The organism is Aquitalea sp. FG25, from assembly GCF_057809375.1.
In genome coordinates this window covers 148733-162958 of sequence record NZ_JBMDJV010000005.1, presented here as the reverse complement: position 1 = coordinate 162958, position 14226 = coordinate 148733, and the positions used below count along the sequence as shown (strand labels likewise).

17 protein-coding genes are annotated in these 14226 nt (G+C 61.9%); 7 read left to right on the top strand and 10 right to left on the bottom strand.

Translation table 11 applies throughout. From position 1 onward, the window contains the following. Nucleotides 1–145 precede the first annotated feature (145 nt). The 5 genes from ACODR9_RS06830 to ACODR9_RS06810 all read left to right on the top strand — a co-directional run bounded on the left by ACODR9_RS06830 (nt 146) and on the right by ACODR9_RS06810 (nt 2454). Entirely contained in the window at nt 146–499 is a 354-nt protein-coding gene (locus ACODR9_RS06830; protein WP_488808374.1) for a VOC family protein, read from the top strand. A 94-nt stretch (nt 500–593) separates the two neighbouring features. Next, entirely contained in the window at nt 594–860 is a 267-nt protein-coding gene (locus ACODR9_RS06825; protein WP_488808372.1) for a recombinase RecA, read from the top strand. Then, nucleotides 857–1249 (top strand): VOC family protein, encoded by a 393-nt coding sequence (locus tag ACODR9_RS06820; RefSeq protein ID WP_488808370.1) that lies wholly within the window; start codon nt 857–859, stop codon nt 1247–1249. The genes ACODR9_RS06825 and ACODR9_RS06820 overlap by 4 nt, the downstream gene beginning before the upstream one ends. A 27-nt stretch (nt 1250–1276) precedes the next feature. Next, the gene (locus ACODR9_RS06815) at nt 1277–1996 is read left to right on the top strand and encodes a helix-turn-helix transcriptional regulator (RefSeq protein ID WP_488808369.1); all 720 of its coding nucleotides are present in this window, start codon (nt 1277–1279) and stop codon (nt 1994–1996) included. Nucleotides 1997–2085: 89 nt separating this feature from the next. Further along, nucleotides 2086–2454, top strand: coding sequence for a CZB domain-containing protein (locus ACODR9_RS06810; protein WP_488808368.1), 369 nt, complete (start codon nt 2086–2088; stop codon nt 2452–2454). A 15-nt stretch (nt 2455–2469) separates the two neighbouring features. Here ACODR9_RS06810 and ACODR9_RS06805 read toward each other — a convergent pair whose 3' ends face one another. The 8 genes from ACODR9_RS06805 to ACODR9_RS06770 form a co-directional block, all read right to left on the bottom strand. Further along, nucleotides 2470–3288, bottom strand: a complete 819-nt coding sequence (locus ACODR9_RS06805; protein ID WP_488808367.1) for a DUF2145 domain-containing protein — start codon at nt 3286–3288, stop codon at nt 2470–2472. After that, a complete protein-coding gene (locus tag ACODR9_RS06800) occupies nt 3275–3733 on the bottom strand; it encodes a hypothetical protein (protein WP_488808366.1) in 459 nt (152 codons plus the stop codon). The genes ACODR9_RS06805 and ACODR9_RS06800 overlap by 14 nt, the downstream gene beginning before the upstream one ends. 61 nt (nt 3734–3794) lie before the next feature. After that, nucleotides 3795–6533 (bottom strand): DEAD/DEAH box helicase, encoded by a 2739-nt coding sequence (locus ACODR9_RS06795; RefSeq protein ID WP_488808365.1) that lies wholly within the window; start codon nt 6531–6533, stop codon nt 3795–3797. A gap of 156 nt (nt 6534–6689) precedes the next feature. Next, entirely contained in the window at nt 6690–7967 is a 1278-nt protein-coding gene (gene hemL / locus ACODR9_RS06790) for a glutamate-1-semialdehyde 2,1-aminomutase (protein WP_488808364.1), read from the bottom strand. 145 nt (nt 7968–8112) lie between these two features. Continuing rightward, the gene (locus tag ACODR9_RS06785) at nt 8113–8583 is read right to left on the bottom strand and encodes a CYTH domain-containing protein (protein WP_488808362.1); all 471 of its coding nucleotides are present in this window, start codon (nt 8581–8583) and stop codon (nt 8113–8115) included. Nucleotides 8584–8636: 53 nt separating this feature from the next. Next, nucleotides 8637–9065 (bottom strand): CopD family protein, encoded by a 429-nt coding sequence (locus tag ACODR9_RS06780; protein WP_488808361.1) that lies wholly within the window; start codon nt 9063–9065, stop codon nt 8637–8639. A gap of 41 nt (nt 9066–9106) precedes the next feature. Further along, nucleotides 9107–9925, bottom strand: coding sequence for a M48 family metallopeptidase (locus ACODR9_RS06775; protein WP_488808360.1), 819 nt, complete (start codon nt 9923–9925; stop codon nt 9107–9109). 54 nt (nt 9926–9979) lie between these two features. Continuing rightward, nucleotides 9980–10144 (bottom strand): rubredoxin, encoded by a 165-nt coding sequence (locus tag ACODR9_RS06770; protein WP_045845915.1) that lies wholly within the window; start codon nt 10142–10144, stop codon nt 9980–9982. Nucleotides 10145–10181: 37 nt separating this feature from the next. Here ACODR9_RS06770 and thiD point away from each other — a divergent pair, with 37 nt between their 5' ends. Next, nucleotides 10182–11057, top strand: coding sequence for a bifunctional hydroxymethylpyrimidine kinase/phosphomethylpyrimidine kinase (thiD, locus tag ACODR9_RS06765; protein WP_488808358.1), 876 nt, complete (start codon nt 10182–10184; stop codon nt 11055–11057). Beyond that, entirely contained in the window at nt 11044–11658 is a 615-nt protein-coding gene (gene thiE / locus ACODR9_RS06760; protein ID WP_488808357.1) for a thiamine phosphate synthase, read from the top strand. Before thiD ends, thiE begins: the two co-directional genes overlap by 14 nt. A gap of 49 nt (nt 11659–11707) precedes the next feature. On the opposite strand, the gene ACODR9_RS06755 is transcribed toward thiE, so the two are convergent. Beyond that, the gene (locus ACODR9_RS06755; protein WP_488808356.1) at nt 11708–13129 is read right to left on the bottom strand and encodes an efflux transporter outer membrane subunit; all 1422 of its coding nucleotides are present in this window, start codon (nt 13127–13129) and stop codon (nt 11708–11710) included. Continuing rightward, entirely contained in the window at nt 13129–14226 is a 1098-nt protein-coding gene (locus ACODR9_RS06750; protein ID WP_488808355.1) for an ABC transporter permease, read from the bottom strand. Before ACODR9_RS06750 ends, ACODR9_RS06755 begins: the two co-directional genes overlap by 1 nt.

Below are 14226 nucleotides of genomic sequence, written 5' to 3'. Positions count from 1 at the left end.
GCCATCAGCCACCGCATTTGCCAAGCGGTGGCTTTTTTGCGCCCACTGCCCACCATGCCACCAGCTACTGACACTATGCTGTCAGCAGGGGGCGCGCATGCTGTGGACACGGCAACCCCGCCGTCGCCCTTTTCGGAGCCTCATCATGTCGCTGATTCACTGGTTTGAAATCCCCGCCGCCAATTTTGATCGTGCCGTTGCCTTTTATCAGCAGGTATTCCAATTGCAGCTGAAACAGGAAGACTGCATGAACGACCGCATCGCCGTGTTTCCCGATAGTTCCGGCTGCATCATGGCCAGCCCGCGCCTGCCGGCCGGTGGCCAGGGTTGTCGCATTTATCTGGATGGCGGGCCGGATCTGGCCGCCACGCTGGAGCTGGTGAAAATGGCTGGCGGCAAGGTGCTGCTGCCCATCACCACGCTGGAAGACGGCAATGGCGATATCGCGCTGCTGGAAGACAGCGAGGGCAATATCATCGGCCTGCATGTGGAACCCTGAGGCAGGCAAGTCTGCTAGCAGATATCATGCTCATTCCCGCTTGGCTGGCAGTCGTCATACGCCACTTGCCAGCCAGTACAACCGGAGCAGCTCCATGCCATTTTCTGCGCAGGAACGCCAGCAACTGCTGGCACTCAAAGGGGTTGGCCCAACCGTCATCGCCCGGCTGGAACAGATCGGCTTTAGCAGCCTGAGCCAACTGGCTGGCCAGGAAGCTGCCGACATCACCTGGCAAGTGGCGCAAGCGCTTGGCTCCAGCTGCTGGCATAACAGCCCGCAAGCACGGCAGGCCATCGCCAGAGTCATCGCACTGGCACGTGAACAAGCACCCTGCACCACCTCAGCAAAGGAAGCAGAATGAAATTTGCCTACACCATTGTTTACGTGGCGGATGTCGCCAGCTCGCTAGCTTTTTTTGAAGAAGCATTCGGCTTCTCACGGCGCTTTCTCACCCCGGAAGGCGACTATAGCGAGCTGGATACCGGCAACACCACGCTGTCCTTTGCCAGCAAGGCGCTGGCGCTGAGCAATCATCCCGCAGGCTTTCGCTTCACCGATGATGGTGCGCTGCCGCTAGGCGTGGAAATTGCCCTGGCAACTGATAACGTGATGGCGGCACACCAGGCGGCACTGGCTGCTGGCGCCAGCGAGCTGGCCGCGCCGCAAGTCAAACCCTGGGGGCAGACGGTGTCTTTCCTGCGCTGCCCGGACGGCATGCTGCTGGAGCTGTGCAGCCCGGTTACACCTTAAACACACTGGGTTCAGAAAGCACACTCCATGCGCCGCGCCGACCGTTTGCTGCAAATCCTGCACCTGCTGCGTGGCCGCCGCCGCACCACGGCGGCCCAACTGGCGGAGTGGCTGGAGATATCCACCCGTACCGTTTACCGCGACATGGCCGACTTGCTCGGCAGCGGCGCGCCGGTCAATGGCGAAGCCGGTGAGGGCTACTGGCTGGAACAAGGCTTCACCCCGCCACCGTTGAGCTTTTCTGCTGAGGAGTTGGCCGCGCTGGAAGTAGGTGCGCGCATGCTGGCCGGCTGGGCCGACCCTGCCACCGCCGAGGCTGCCGCAGGGGCACTGGCCAAGATCCATGCGGTATTAGGCTCGGCGGTTCTCACACCAGCCCCCCTGTTTGTGCCACAACATCACGACTACCCCTGTGAACGCCTGAGCAGCTTGCGCGCTGCCATTTTGCACAGACAAGCAGTCGCCATGACTTATCAGGATGAACAAGGGCAGCACAGCCAACGCTGTGTATTGCCACTGGGGCTGTTTTTCTGGGGCGACCGCTGGACCCTGGCCGCCTGGTGCCTGCTGCGGCAAGACTACCGGCATTTTCGCATTGACCGGCTGCAGCAATGGCACACCACCACCGCAGACTGGCCGTCGGCAATCTCGCTGGATGGCTTCATGCAGGCAGCCCAGGCAGCCCAGGCAGGCACAGTCAGCCGACAGCAGCTATTGCGCACCACCAGCCAGTCCTGGCACCGCTAAGTGCCGACCGGACTTGAATCCGGGCTGGCATTGATGGATTCCACCTGTCTATATTGACAGCTCGGGGTCGTGATTGCGGAGAAATAGGCATGAATCTTGAAGATGCCCTGCTGCTCCATTTTGAAATGAAGCTGGAACTGCGCATGGCCATGCTGGAGGGCAGGCAGCTGGATTGCGCACAAATTGCCGATGAATGTGGTTGCGAACTGGGCCGCTGGCTGCGAGGAGAGGGTCGTGTCAATTGCTGTCAGTATGCGGCGTTCCAACAATTGGTGAATAACCATCGCGACTTCCACCTGGAAGCAGCGCGAGTGGCTGCTCTCATCAACCAGGGCCAGTTTGATGCTGCCAGCGAAGCCTTGGCAGTAGGGCCATCACAATACAGCCGCCTGTCCTCAGCGGTGGGCAGCGGTATTGCCGAATTGCGCAAGCGGCTGTTTCAGCAGTTCAGCCACTAGCGCAATCCTGCAGGCTTAGAAACGGCGCGCTTGCGGGCCGGGCAGTTCGATGATTTTCCAGCCTTCATTGCGTTCATCGAAGAAGTGGATGATGGAATCCACCGACACCGTCTGGATGCGGTCTTTATAACGCAATTCATTAGGATGATCGTCAAACGCCACATTGGCCTTGAACATGCGGCCACCCAGCCGGGTCATCGGGCCGATATTCATTTCGCTTGGCTGATAACCGTTCAGCTTCAGCCACATCTGCGCCTGTTCGCGACTACTGATCCGTGTTTCGGTGGTGGATGCCGCTGCCAGCGTTTCCAGTACCCAGGTATTGGAATTTTCGTAGCGCGTGGAGAAGGGGTAGGCCACCATGTTGTAACGGGGTGAGTGCAGAGCACGCAAGGGACGACCGGCCTGCAGCTGTGGCAACAGCCGGTCAACCACTGCCGGCGGCGGTACCAGCAGCACCGCATCGAAGCGGAACATATCGTCGAGGAAGAAATTACCCAGGCCCTCGTACCACAAGTCGGAGCGATCGGTGCCGCACTCGTTCAGCAAATGGGCCACCCGCCAGCGCCCGCCGCTTTCCGGGCGGAACATGATGCCAAAATGCGTATAGCGCAGGCCGTATTTGGACAAGTCCTGCCCCATGCGCCCTACCACCACCACATTGCTGTCCACTTCATTAAGCTTGGTCTGCAACTGTTCGGCGGTTTGCATGGCCAGCCGGAAGGTTTCCGGCGTCAGCGGTTTCTCTTCACACGCCTGGCCGGCATGGGCCAGTAATGGCAGGCAGCACGCTGCGACCAGCAGCCATTTCAAGCAAGTTTCACGACGGGACACGGCTATGCTCCAGCAGGGCTTCGCCCAGTTTGTTGGGGATAAAGGCCAGCACCTTGCCAGACACCACCAGCAGGGTGCCGCTGGCGGTGGCCGTAACCTGTACCGCGCTGCCGATGGCTGCGCCGGAAGCCTTGACCGTGCTGCGCGACAATTCCACCGATAGTTTGGCCCCACCCTGCACCGACTCCAGCGTCAGCTTGATGACATCGCCCGAGCCTTCAACCAGCCCAACAATCACATAGCCACTACCCGTCACCGCCAGCACCGGCCCCAGGGCAGATTCCCCGCGCCCGGTGGCACTAGCGGCGATACTGGCTGCGGGAGCGACCACGACCGAAACTGCACCTACCGAAATTTTCTCCGACGCCGTATTGGCAATGGAATCGGCCAGCACCGATCCGGCCAGTGTCGCCAACACGCTGGCAAGCAATAATTTACGCAGCATTTTATTATCCAAAATGAATAAGAATTTGAATATTCACATAGGATATTGAGCAAAACAAGTATCAGTGGGCATGCAACAAAGCAAGCAGCGCCTCGCCATCCAGCCGGGCAGCCAGGTCTCCGCCTTCCAGCAGGCTGTCGGCCAGTGCGCGTTTTTCTGCATGCAGGGCGACAATTTTTTCTTCGATGGTGTTTTCCGCCACCAGCCGATACACGGTGACAGGCCGCTGCTGGCCCATGCGGTAGGCGCGGTCGCTGGCCTGGTCTTCCACCGCCGGGTTCCACCACGGGTCCAGATGAATCACATAGTCCGCTGCGGTGAGGTTAAGTCCGGTGCCACCGGCTTTCAGGCTGATCAGAAACACCTCGCCCGCGCCAGCCTGGAAGGCATCCATGCGTGCCTTGCGTTGCTTGCCCGGTGTGGCGCCGTCCAGATACTGGTAGGCAATGCCTTGTTCATCCAGCCATTGCCGGGCGAGGGCCAGATGATCGACAAACTGGCTGAATACCAGCGCCTTGTGGCCGTTATCCAACAGCTCGGTCATTAACTGGCAGAAGAAGGCAAACTTGCTGGCGGGCAGGGCGGTGTCCGGCTGCAACAGCGCCGGATGGCAGCAAAAGCGGCGCAAGCGGGTTAGCTCAACCAGCACCTGCATGGTTTTCTTGTCCTGGCTGTCCACCTCGGCCAGCTTTTGCAGCGCCTGCTGGCGCATGGCTTCGTACACATGCAGCTCCTGTTCGGACAGCGCAATGCGGCGGGTGATGTCGGTGCGCGGTGGCAGCTCGGTCAGCACTTCGGCCTTGGTGCGGCGTAACAGATAAGGCTGGATCAGCGCCTTGAGCGTGGCGCGCGCTTCTTCGTCGCCCTCGGCAATGGGCTGGGCAAAGCGCTGCTGGAATTTATCCTCATTGCCCAGCAAACCGGGCGTGATGAAGCGGAACAGGCTCCACAACTCACCCAGATGGTTTTCCACCGGCGTACCGCTGGCGGCCAGGCGAAAATCCGCGCGCAGGCTTTGTGCCGCCTGCGCGCGTTTGGTATTGGCATTCTTGATGGCCTGCGCCTCGTCCAGCACCACGCTGGCCCAGTGCACCTCGGCAAAGTCGTCCGCCTGCAATTGCAGCAGGCCGTAACTGGCAATCACCAAGTCTTGCGGCCCGACTGTGGATAAGTCGCGCTGCTGTTGATAAGAGCGCAAACGCAGGCTGGGGGCAAAGCGGGCGGCCTCGGCCAGCCAGTTGAGCGCCACCGAGGTAGGTGCCACCACCAGTTGCGGGCCCAGATGCGCACGACTGAGCAGCAGCGCCAAGGTTTGCACTGTCTTGCCCAGCCCCATGTCGTCGGCCAGACAGGCCCCGGCACCGATATGCGCCAGCCGGGACAACCAGGCAAAGCCTTGCAGCTGATAAGGCCGCAAGCTGGCTTGCAGCGTGGCCGGCACCTCGGGTTGGAAGGCTCGCAGGCTGTCGCGCTGTGCCAACAGCTGCTGCCAGCCAGCGTCGCCGTCGAATTGACCGATGTCCTCACTCAGCCCGGCCAGCAGCGGGGCGGCCAGCAGGCTGAGGCGCAAGCCGTCAGCCACCGCATGATCGGCCAGCCGGGCCAATTGCTGCAGCTTGGCTTGTAAGCTGTCGGACAGGGCCAGCCAGTCCTGCTCGGACAGTCGCAGATACTGGCCGGGCTGATTGGCCAGTGCTTCCAGCAACTGGCGCAGTTGCAGTACCCGGTCCTCATCCACCTGTACTTCGCCGGTCACTTCCAGCCAGCCGTTCTTGCGCTTGGTCTTCAAACGTAGCTGCGGCAACCCGGCCTGGGCCTGAATGCGCATGCGCTGGCCTTGCGGCCAGACACATTCCAGCCGCTGCGGGTTGATGGCCTGTAATTGCTGCACCACTTGCAGGGCCTGTTGCTGATTGGCCAGCAGCCATTGCAGCACGCCATCCGGGTCGGGGCGGGCGGTTGCCAGTGCCGGACAATCCTCCAGCAAGGCCGCCAGTGCTTGTTTTTCTGCCGTCAACTGACGCTGAAAACGGATGGCCTGGCCCTGTTCCAACGCTACCTGCTGCCATGGCCCGCGCCCCGGCGGATACCAGGCCGCTTGCCCGGCCACCCGGCAGCGCAGTTGCAGGCGCAAGCCTTCCGGCAATGGCACCAGTACGGCAAACAGGCGCGGGTCGGCTGGCATGACGGGCAGGTCCGCGCCATCATCCGCTTCCACCAGCTCCACCGGCAGCCACGGCACCATGTCGCCAATGGCCTCCAGCAGCTTTTTGCGCGCGGCCACGGGCACGCTCAAACGATGGCCCAGCAGCGCGGCCAGCTGGCGGATTTCCGGCCCCGGCCAGTACACCAACAGGCTGTTGGCACCACTGCGTTGCCACAGGCAATGCTGGCAGGCGGCAATGCCGGGCGGGCTCAGTTGCAGCACCATTTGCTGTTGCTGGCGCTGCAGCAGCAGGCTGATCTGCCCGGCTTCCAGCGTGACCGGCTGATTGGGCTGTTCTTCCCAGAACAGCGCCGGATGACCCAGCAGCAAGGGCAGGGCGGCTTCGCCATCCAGCTCGGCCAGGCTGCTGCCATCCGCCAGCTGATGCGTGCGCTCAAGCTGGCGGATTACCAAGCGGTCCTGCGCGCTCAGCCAGTCCCAGCCATCGGCCTGATCCAGCAAGCGCCCCAGCGGCAGCACGCGGCCACGGCTCCAGCCAGCGTCCTCCCATTGCTGGATGCAGGGGGTGAGGCGGATACCGGCTTCATTGGCCAGAATGCGCCAGGCCAGGCGCTGGGAGGGAATGGGATTCATGGGGCGATAACAAGGTGGAACAGCCCGCTATTGTGCCTGAGCTGTCAGCAAGCAGCAGCGCTGATGGCGGTATCTGGCCGTCTGCGAGGCAGGCAGTCGGTAAATGAAAACAGCCGCCCACAGGCGGCTGTCCGGTCAATCAGCACATCCCGTCGTTCAGATGCGCGCCAGGGCGCGGCGAGCGGCGGCGATGGTCTGTTCGATGATGTCGTCGGTGTGGGCGATGGAGACAAAACCGGCTTCGTAGGCCGACGGTGCCAGGTACACGCCTTCATCCAGCATGGCGTGGAAGAAGCGGTTGAAGCGTTCGCGGTCGGAAGCTGTTACCTGGGCGTAGCTGGTGGGTACGGCATCGCAGAAGTAGATGCCGAACATGCCACCCACGCTGTCAGTCACCATGGAGACACCGGCTTCTTTGGCGGCTTCGGCCAGGCCTTGCGCCAGACGCGCAGTGCGGCGGCTGAGGGTGGCGTGGAAGCCCGGTTCCTGAATCAGCTTCAGCGTGGTGAGCCCGGCAGCCACGGCCACCGGGTTACCGGACAGGGTACCTGCCTGATACACATTACCCAGCGGCGAGATGCAGCCCATGATGTCGGCGCGGCCACCAAAGGCAGCCAGCGGCATGCCGCCGCCAATCACCTTGCCCAAGGTGGTGAGGTCCGGCTTGACGCCGTGCAGTGCCTGGGCGCAGCCCAGATCAACACGGAAACCGGTCATCACTTCATCGTAGATCAGCACCGTGCCGTGTTTTTCGGTGAGGGCACGCAGGGTTTGCACGAATTCTGCCGACGGCTTGATCAGGTTCATGTTGCCGGCAATCGGCTCCAGGATGACGCAGGCGATCTGGTCGCCGATTTCCTTGAACGTGCGTTCCAGCTGCTCGACGTTGTTGTACTCCAGCACCAGGGTGTGCTTGGTGAAATCAGCCGGGACACCACCGGAAGAAGGATTACCAAACGTCAGCAGACCGGAACCGGCCTTGACCAGCAGGCTGTCGGAGTGGCCGTGGTAGCAGCCTTCAAACTTGACGATGGCGTCACGGCCGGTAAAGCCACGGGCCAGACGGATGGCGCTCATGGTGGCTTCGGTGCCGGAGGACACCAGACGTACTTGCTCCACCGAGGGCAGCAGCTTGCAGAGTTCCTCGGCAATCTCGATTTCCGCTTCGGTGGGCGCGCCAAAGGACAGGCCATCCACCGCCACATCCTGCACTGCCTTGATCACGGTGGGGTGGGCGTGGCCGACGATGGCCGGGCCCCAGGAGCCGATGTAGTCGATGTACTGTTTGTCATCGGCATCCCAGAAGTGTGCGCCCAGCGCCTTTTTCACAAAGCGCGGCGTGCCGCCCACCGAGCCAAAGGCACGTACCGGCGAATTGACACCGCCGGGGATGGTTTTCTTGCCACGTTCAAACAGTTCGAGATTGCGGGACATGCGGTTTCCTTATGACGGGTAGGGCGCAAACCATCGTGTTTGCTGCCGCTGAATCTGGTTTGCCAGCGGCGCAGGGCCTGCGCCGCTGAATCCATGCTGGCAAAAACGTTATTTTTCCACAGCCGGGCCAGGCAGTGTTGGCATTTCAGCGCTGCGGCCAGCTGGTGTAAGGGTTCTTGGACAGATAAGCATTGGTATATCGCCCATCCTGGGTGACTTCCGCGCCTACCCAGTCCGGCTTGGCAAATGGGGTGTCTTCGGCGGGCAATTCGATTTCCGCCAGCACCAGCCCGGCGTTGTCGCCAAAGAATTCGTCCACTTCCCAGACAAAGCCGCCAAACGCGATGCGGTGGCGCAGCTTGTCCACCACCATCGGGCACATGGCGTCCATAATGGTCTGGGCATCCGCCAGCGGAATGGTGTATTCGAATTCGTGGCGGCTGATGTCGCTGATATTGCCCTTGAGGGTGAGCCAGGCCTGATCGCCCACAATGCGCACCCGCACCGTGCGTTCCTTTTCTACCGACAGATAACCCTGGCGGTATTGCACGCCTTCGGCCAGGCCGCGCCAGTTGTCATTGGCAATCACAAAGCGGCGTTCGATTTCCAGTCCCATACTTGTTTTCCTGTTGCGGGCCCATGGCCCGGCTCTTGGTGAGCCAACTCAATTCAGAAGGGTTTGACCACCACCAGAATCACCACCGCACACAGCGCCAGCACCGGGATTTCATTGAAATAGCGGTACCACACATGGCTGTGGCGATTGGCCCCGGCGACAAAATCGCGATACAGCTTGCCGCAGTACAGATGGTAAGCAATCAGCAGCGCCACCAGGCTGAGCTTGGCATGCATCCAGCCACCGCCAATACCAAAGCCCTGCCACAAGGCCATACCCAACACCAAGGCCAGTACCGCCAGCGGCGTGGTGAAGCGGTACAGCTTGCGCGCCATCAGCAACAGGCGATCGTACTCGGTACCCGGTGCCGCCATGGCCAGATTGACGAAAATGCGCGGCAGGTAGAACAGCCCGGCAAACCACGATGTGACAAAAATGATGTGAAAAGCCTTCAGATACAGGTAAGCCAATTCAGACTCCATTCAGGCGATTGCCGGATGCTGTTTCACGTGAAACAGCATGCTCAACCGCGTTTTGCTTGCAGATACAAAGGCATGACTTGCGGGATATGTGCCTGCAAGTCGCTGATGCGCGTGGGCCCGGACGGGTGGGTGGAGAGGAATTCCGGCCCGCTGCCGCCACCGGCGCTCATCATCTTGTTCCACACATTGACGGCAGCATTGGGGTTGTAACCGGCACGCGCCATCAGCTCCAGACCGATGATGTCGGCTTCGGATTCCATGGTGCGGCTGTGCGGCTTGCTCAGGGCAACATCGGCCGCCATGCCAGCCAGATTGAGCTGGCTCTGGTTCAACCCGGCCACCGCCCCCACCAGCGACAAGCCCATCTGCTGGGCATAAGCCTGGCTCATGGTTTCCCGGCTGTGTTCACGCAGGGCATGGGCGATTTCATGGCCGATCACCGCCGCCATTTCGTCATCCGTCAGCTGCAAGCGTGTTACCAGGCCGGAATACACCATGATCTTGCCGCCCGCCATGGCGTAGGCATTCAGCTCCTGCGTCTGGGCAACATTGACCTCCCACTTCCATTTGGCGGCATCCGGACGGAATACCGGCGTCTGGGCAATCAGCCGTTGCGCCACGCGCCTCACCCTTGCCGTGAGTGCCTTGTCGGTATTGAGCTTGCCCGCGCTGCGCGCCTGACTCACCTGACCCGCGTAGGACTTGGCCGAGGACTGCTCCACCTCCTGCGCGCTGAGCCACATGTTTTGGCCGCGATTAATACCCACCACACCGCTATTGGTGGTGTTGACCTGGGCACAGCCAACCAGCGCCAGTACCAGCGCCGCGTGGGAAAAGACTTTTCTGCAAACTTGTTTCATGCCACATTCCTTGCCACGGCGTGTTTACCGTGAATATGCATGCGTGCCGCTGGCTCAGATTTCCACCATTTCGAAATCGTCCTTGCGAGCATCGCAGTCGGGACAGGTCCAATTGGGCGGGACATCTTCCCACGGAGTTCCCGGCGCAATGCCATCTTCCGGCCGCCCGGCTTCCTCGTCGTAGATGAAACCGCAAATCAGACACATCCAAGTGCGCATACGTTTGTTCCAAGCTCGGTTAAAATAGGCATTCTAATTGCTGCTGCACGATCTGACCAAAGAGGTTACCGCCTTGTCCACATTGCCCCCACCACCCGCAGTACTCACCCTGGCTGGTTCCGACCCTTCTGGCGGCGCCGGCATCCAGGCCGACATTCTCACCCTGGCCAGCCTGGGTTGCCACCCCTTGTCCGTGATTACCGCCATTACCGTGCAGGACACGGTGGGCGTGGACGACTTCATGGTGCTGGATTCCGATATGGTGAACGACCAGGCGCGTTTTCTGCTGGAAGACATTCCGGTGCTGGTGTTCAAGATCGGCATGCTGGGCAGCGTGGAAAACGTGGCCGTGGTGGCCCAGCTGATTGCCGACTATCCGGATGTGCCGGTGGTGCTGGACCCGGTGCTGCGCAGCGGCGGCGGCCACGAGCTGGCCGATGACGACCTGATTGCCGCCATGCGCGATTTGCTGATTCCGCAAGTGTCCATCATCACCCCCAACAGCATGGAAGCACGGCGGCTGGCGATGAACGACCCGGACGAGGATGAGGAACTGAGCCTGGACGAAGCGGCCAAACGGCTGCTGGCACTGGGTTGTCCGCATGTGCTGATTACCGGCACGCACGAAAATACCAAAGAAGTCATAAACAGTCTGTACAGTCCCAACGGCGTGGTGCGTGCGGACCGCTGGGAGCGGCTACCCGGCAGCTATCATGGCTCCGGCTGTACCCTGGCATCGGCTATCGCCGGCATGCTGGCCACCGGGCTGATGCTGCCGGAGGCGGTACGCGAAGCACAAGAATATACCTATCAAAGCCTGGTGGCGGGTTTCCGCCCCGGCATGGGCCAATACATCCCGGACCGGATGTTCTGGGCCCGCGAAGATGAAGGAGCAGAGGGTGACAGTGATTAAGGGCTTGTATGCGGTATCGCCGGAGGCAGAAGACAGCGAGCAATTGCTGGCCAAGGTAAGCTGCGTGCTGGATAACGGCGTGGCCATCCTGCAATACCGCAACAAGAGCGACAACACCGTGCGCCGCCTGCGCCAGGCCAGCTTGCTGGCCAGCCTGTGCAAAAGCCGCCAGGTGCTGTTCCTGATCAACGACGATGTGACACTCGCCCGTGCGGTGGAAGCCGATGGCGTGCATCTGGGCAAGACCGATGGCTCGGTGGCGGACGCCCGCGCCGTGCTGGGGCCGGATGCCATCATTGGCGTGTCCTGCTACAACGACATCGCACTGGCCGAGCAGGCTGCACGCGATGGTGCCAGCTATGTTGCTTTCGGTGCCGTATTCCCCTCCCGCACCAAGCCCAATGCCGTGGCGGCACCGCTGTCGCTGTTTGGCGAAGCCAAAAAACTGGGCCTGCCGTCGGTCGCCATTGGCGGCATCAATCCGGACAATGCTGCCCAGGTAGTCGAGGCCGGTGCCAGCGCCATTGCGGTGATTGGCGGCTTGTTTGACGCGGATGACCCCGCCGCTGCCGCCCGCCAGATGGCGGCGCTATTCGACTAGCCGCTGTCCGTTCCGCTGCCTGTCTCATCCCGGCCTGGTGCCGGGATTTTTATTTTCGCCCCGCGTCCTGTTGCACATCACCACCCAGCACCTTGAACAGGGCCACCAGGTTTTCCGCCTGCGCCTGACGGGACGCCAGCCAGGCTTCGCGCTGTTGCGCGGTTTGCTGCTGCTGTAGCAGAACTTCGGTCTGTGCGGCTTCGCCCACCCGGAAACGTTGCCGCGCCAAACCCAGCTGCAACTCAGCCAGTTCCACATTGGCCTGCAAGGCCTGCTGCCGCTGGGCCTCCTGCTGGTAACGCAACAGGGCGGTTTCGGTATCCGCCAGCGCTGCCAACACTTTCTGGCGATAGGCGGCCAGCGCGGCATCCCGTGCGGCTTCGTGCGCCGTCACCTGGTTTTTCAGCCGCCCACCGGCAAACAAGGGCAGGCTCAGCTGCGGGCCGACATTCCAGAAGCGGCTGGCAGCGGCGGTGAGATTACCTGCGTGGATGGAGTCCCAGCCACCACTGCCCACCAATACCAGCCGTGGATATTGCTCGGCCACTGCCACGCCGATGTCGGCAGTTGCTGCCGCCAGTTCGCGCTCGGCCTGACGGACATCGGGCCGACGGCGCAGCAAATCAGCAGGCAGGCCCACAGGTGGCTGCGCCAGCGTGGCCGGGATTGGCCGCTCACCGGCCAGCGTGGCGGCCAGCTGTGCCTGGGGCTGATCCAGCAATACGCTCAGCGCCGCCAAGGCGGCACCCTGCGCTGTCTGCAAAGGGGGCAGTGCCGCTTGCAGGCTGGCCACACTGCTGGCGGCCTGGTTCAGCTCGCTATCGGACACTTCACCGCTCTGACGCAGCAAACCGGTCAGGCGCAGGTTTTCCCGCGCCGCCGCCAGCTGGGCTTCCAGATTGCGCTGGCGTGCCACCCAGCCACGGTAATCAATCACATTGCGCGCCACTTCCGCCGCCACTCTTAACGCCACATCGGCCTGCTGTTCCTGCATGCTGTCCAGCCGCGCACTAGCAGCTTCGCGGCTGCGGGCGGTATGGCCAAACAAGTCGATTTCCCAGCTGGCATCCAGTTGCAGGCGCTGGTCGTTAAAGCCGGTGCGCGGATTGGCAAACGGGATGTTGGCAAAGTTTTCGCTATTGCGGCTGAACTGGTCGCGCCCGCTGCGCGCACCGGCATTCAGCTGCGGCCACAGTGCGCTGTCCACCACGCCCAGGCTGGCCCGCGCCTGCCGCACCCGCGCCTCGGCCTGTGCCAGATCCGGACTGGACTGCAAGGCCTGCTCCACCAGCTGGCTGAGCGCGGCATCGTCAAACACCGTCCACCAGCGCTGCAATTGCGGCTGGCTGCTGGCAGGCTGGTTCTGGTAATGCGACGGCAGGGTGGTTTGCGGCGCGTGGTAATCCGGGCCAACTGCGCAGGCGGTAAGTGCCAGCAGCAGCAGGGGAAACAGGGATTTGGCGTGGAACATCAGTGACTCCTCTGCAGGAACATCCGGTAGGCCAGCGCCAGCGTACCGGCAGCAATGGCCAGCAGCGGCCACAGGTGCGGCCAGGCCTCAGCCAGGCCATAGCCCTTCAGGAAGATGCCCTTGACGATGACGATGAAGTGGGTAAGCGGGTCCACCGCGCTGACCATGCGCAGCGGCAGCGGCATGTTTTCCACCGGGGCCATGTAGCCGGACAAAATCACCGCTGGCGACATAAAGGCAAACGACCCTAAAAACGCCTGCTGCTGATTGCTGCTGAGCGCGGAAATCAGCAGGCCGAAGCCCACCAGCGACAGCCCGTAGCACAGCATGGACACAATCAGCAGCCCGACCGTACCGCTGAACGGTACGTGGTACACCCACACCGCAGCAGCCGCAATGATGCAGCCTTGCACCAGCGCCACCAGCATGCCGGGCAGTGCCTTGCCAGCCATGATGTAGCCCGGCGTCAGCGGCGACACCAGCAGTTGCTCGAACGTACCTTCCTCGCGTTCCCGCGCCAGTGACAGCGCGGTCACCATCAGGCAGCCGATGGTGGTGATGATGGCCACCAGGCTGGGCAGCACAAACCAGCGGTATTCCAGATTGGGGTTGTACAGGTTTTGCACCAGCAGCCGCGCTGGCATGGCTTGTCGGCTGCGCTCGGCAGCGTACTGCTGCACCACTTGCAGGGCGTAGCCATAGGCAATCTGCGCGCTATTGCTGCGCCGCCCGTCAATAATGGCCTGCGCCGTCACGCTCTGGCCGCTGGCCAGCCGACGGGAGAAATCCTGCGGCAGGCTGATGGCCAGCAAGGCCTGTTGCCGGTCTATCACCTGCTGCATGTCTTGCTGGCTGTGTAACATCAGCACTTGCGGAAAGGCCTGGGTGGCGGCCAGCCGCTGTACCAGCTCGATGGAAGCGGCGCCGCCATCCTGATTGAACACCGCCAGCGTGCTGTTTTTTACTTCCAGCGTGGCGGCGAAGGGAAACAACAATAGTTGCAGCAGCACCGGGGCAATCAGCAGGCGACGGCTTTGCGGCGTGCGCAACAGCGCCTGCATTTCCTTGCGAATCAGAGTGAACAGACGTTGCCACAT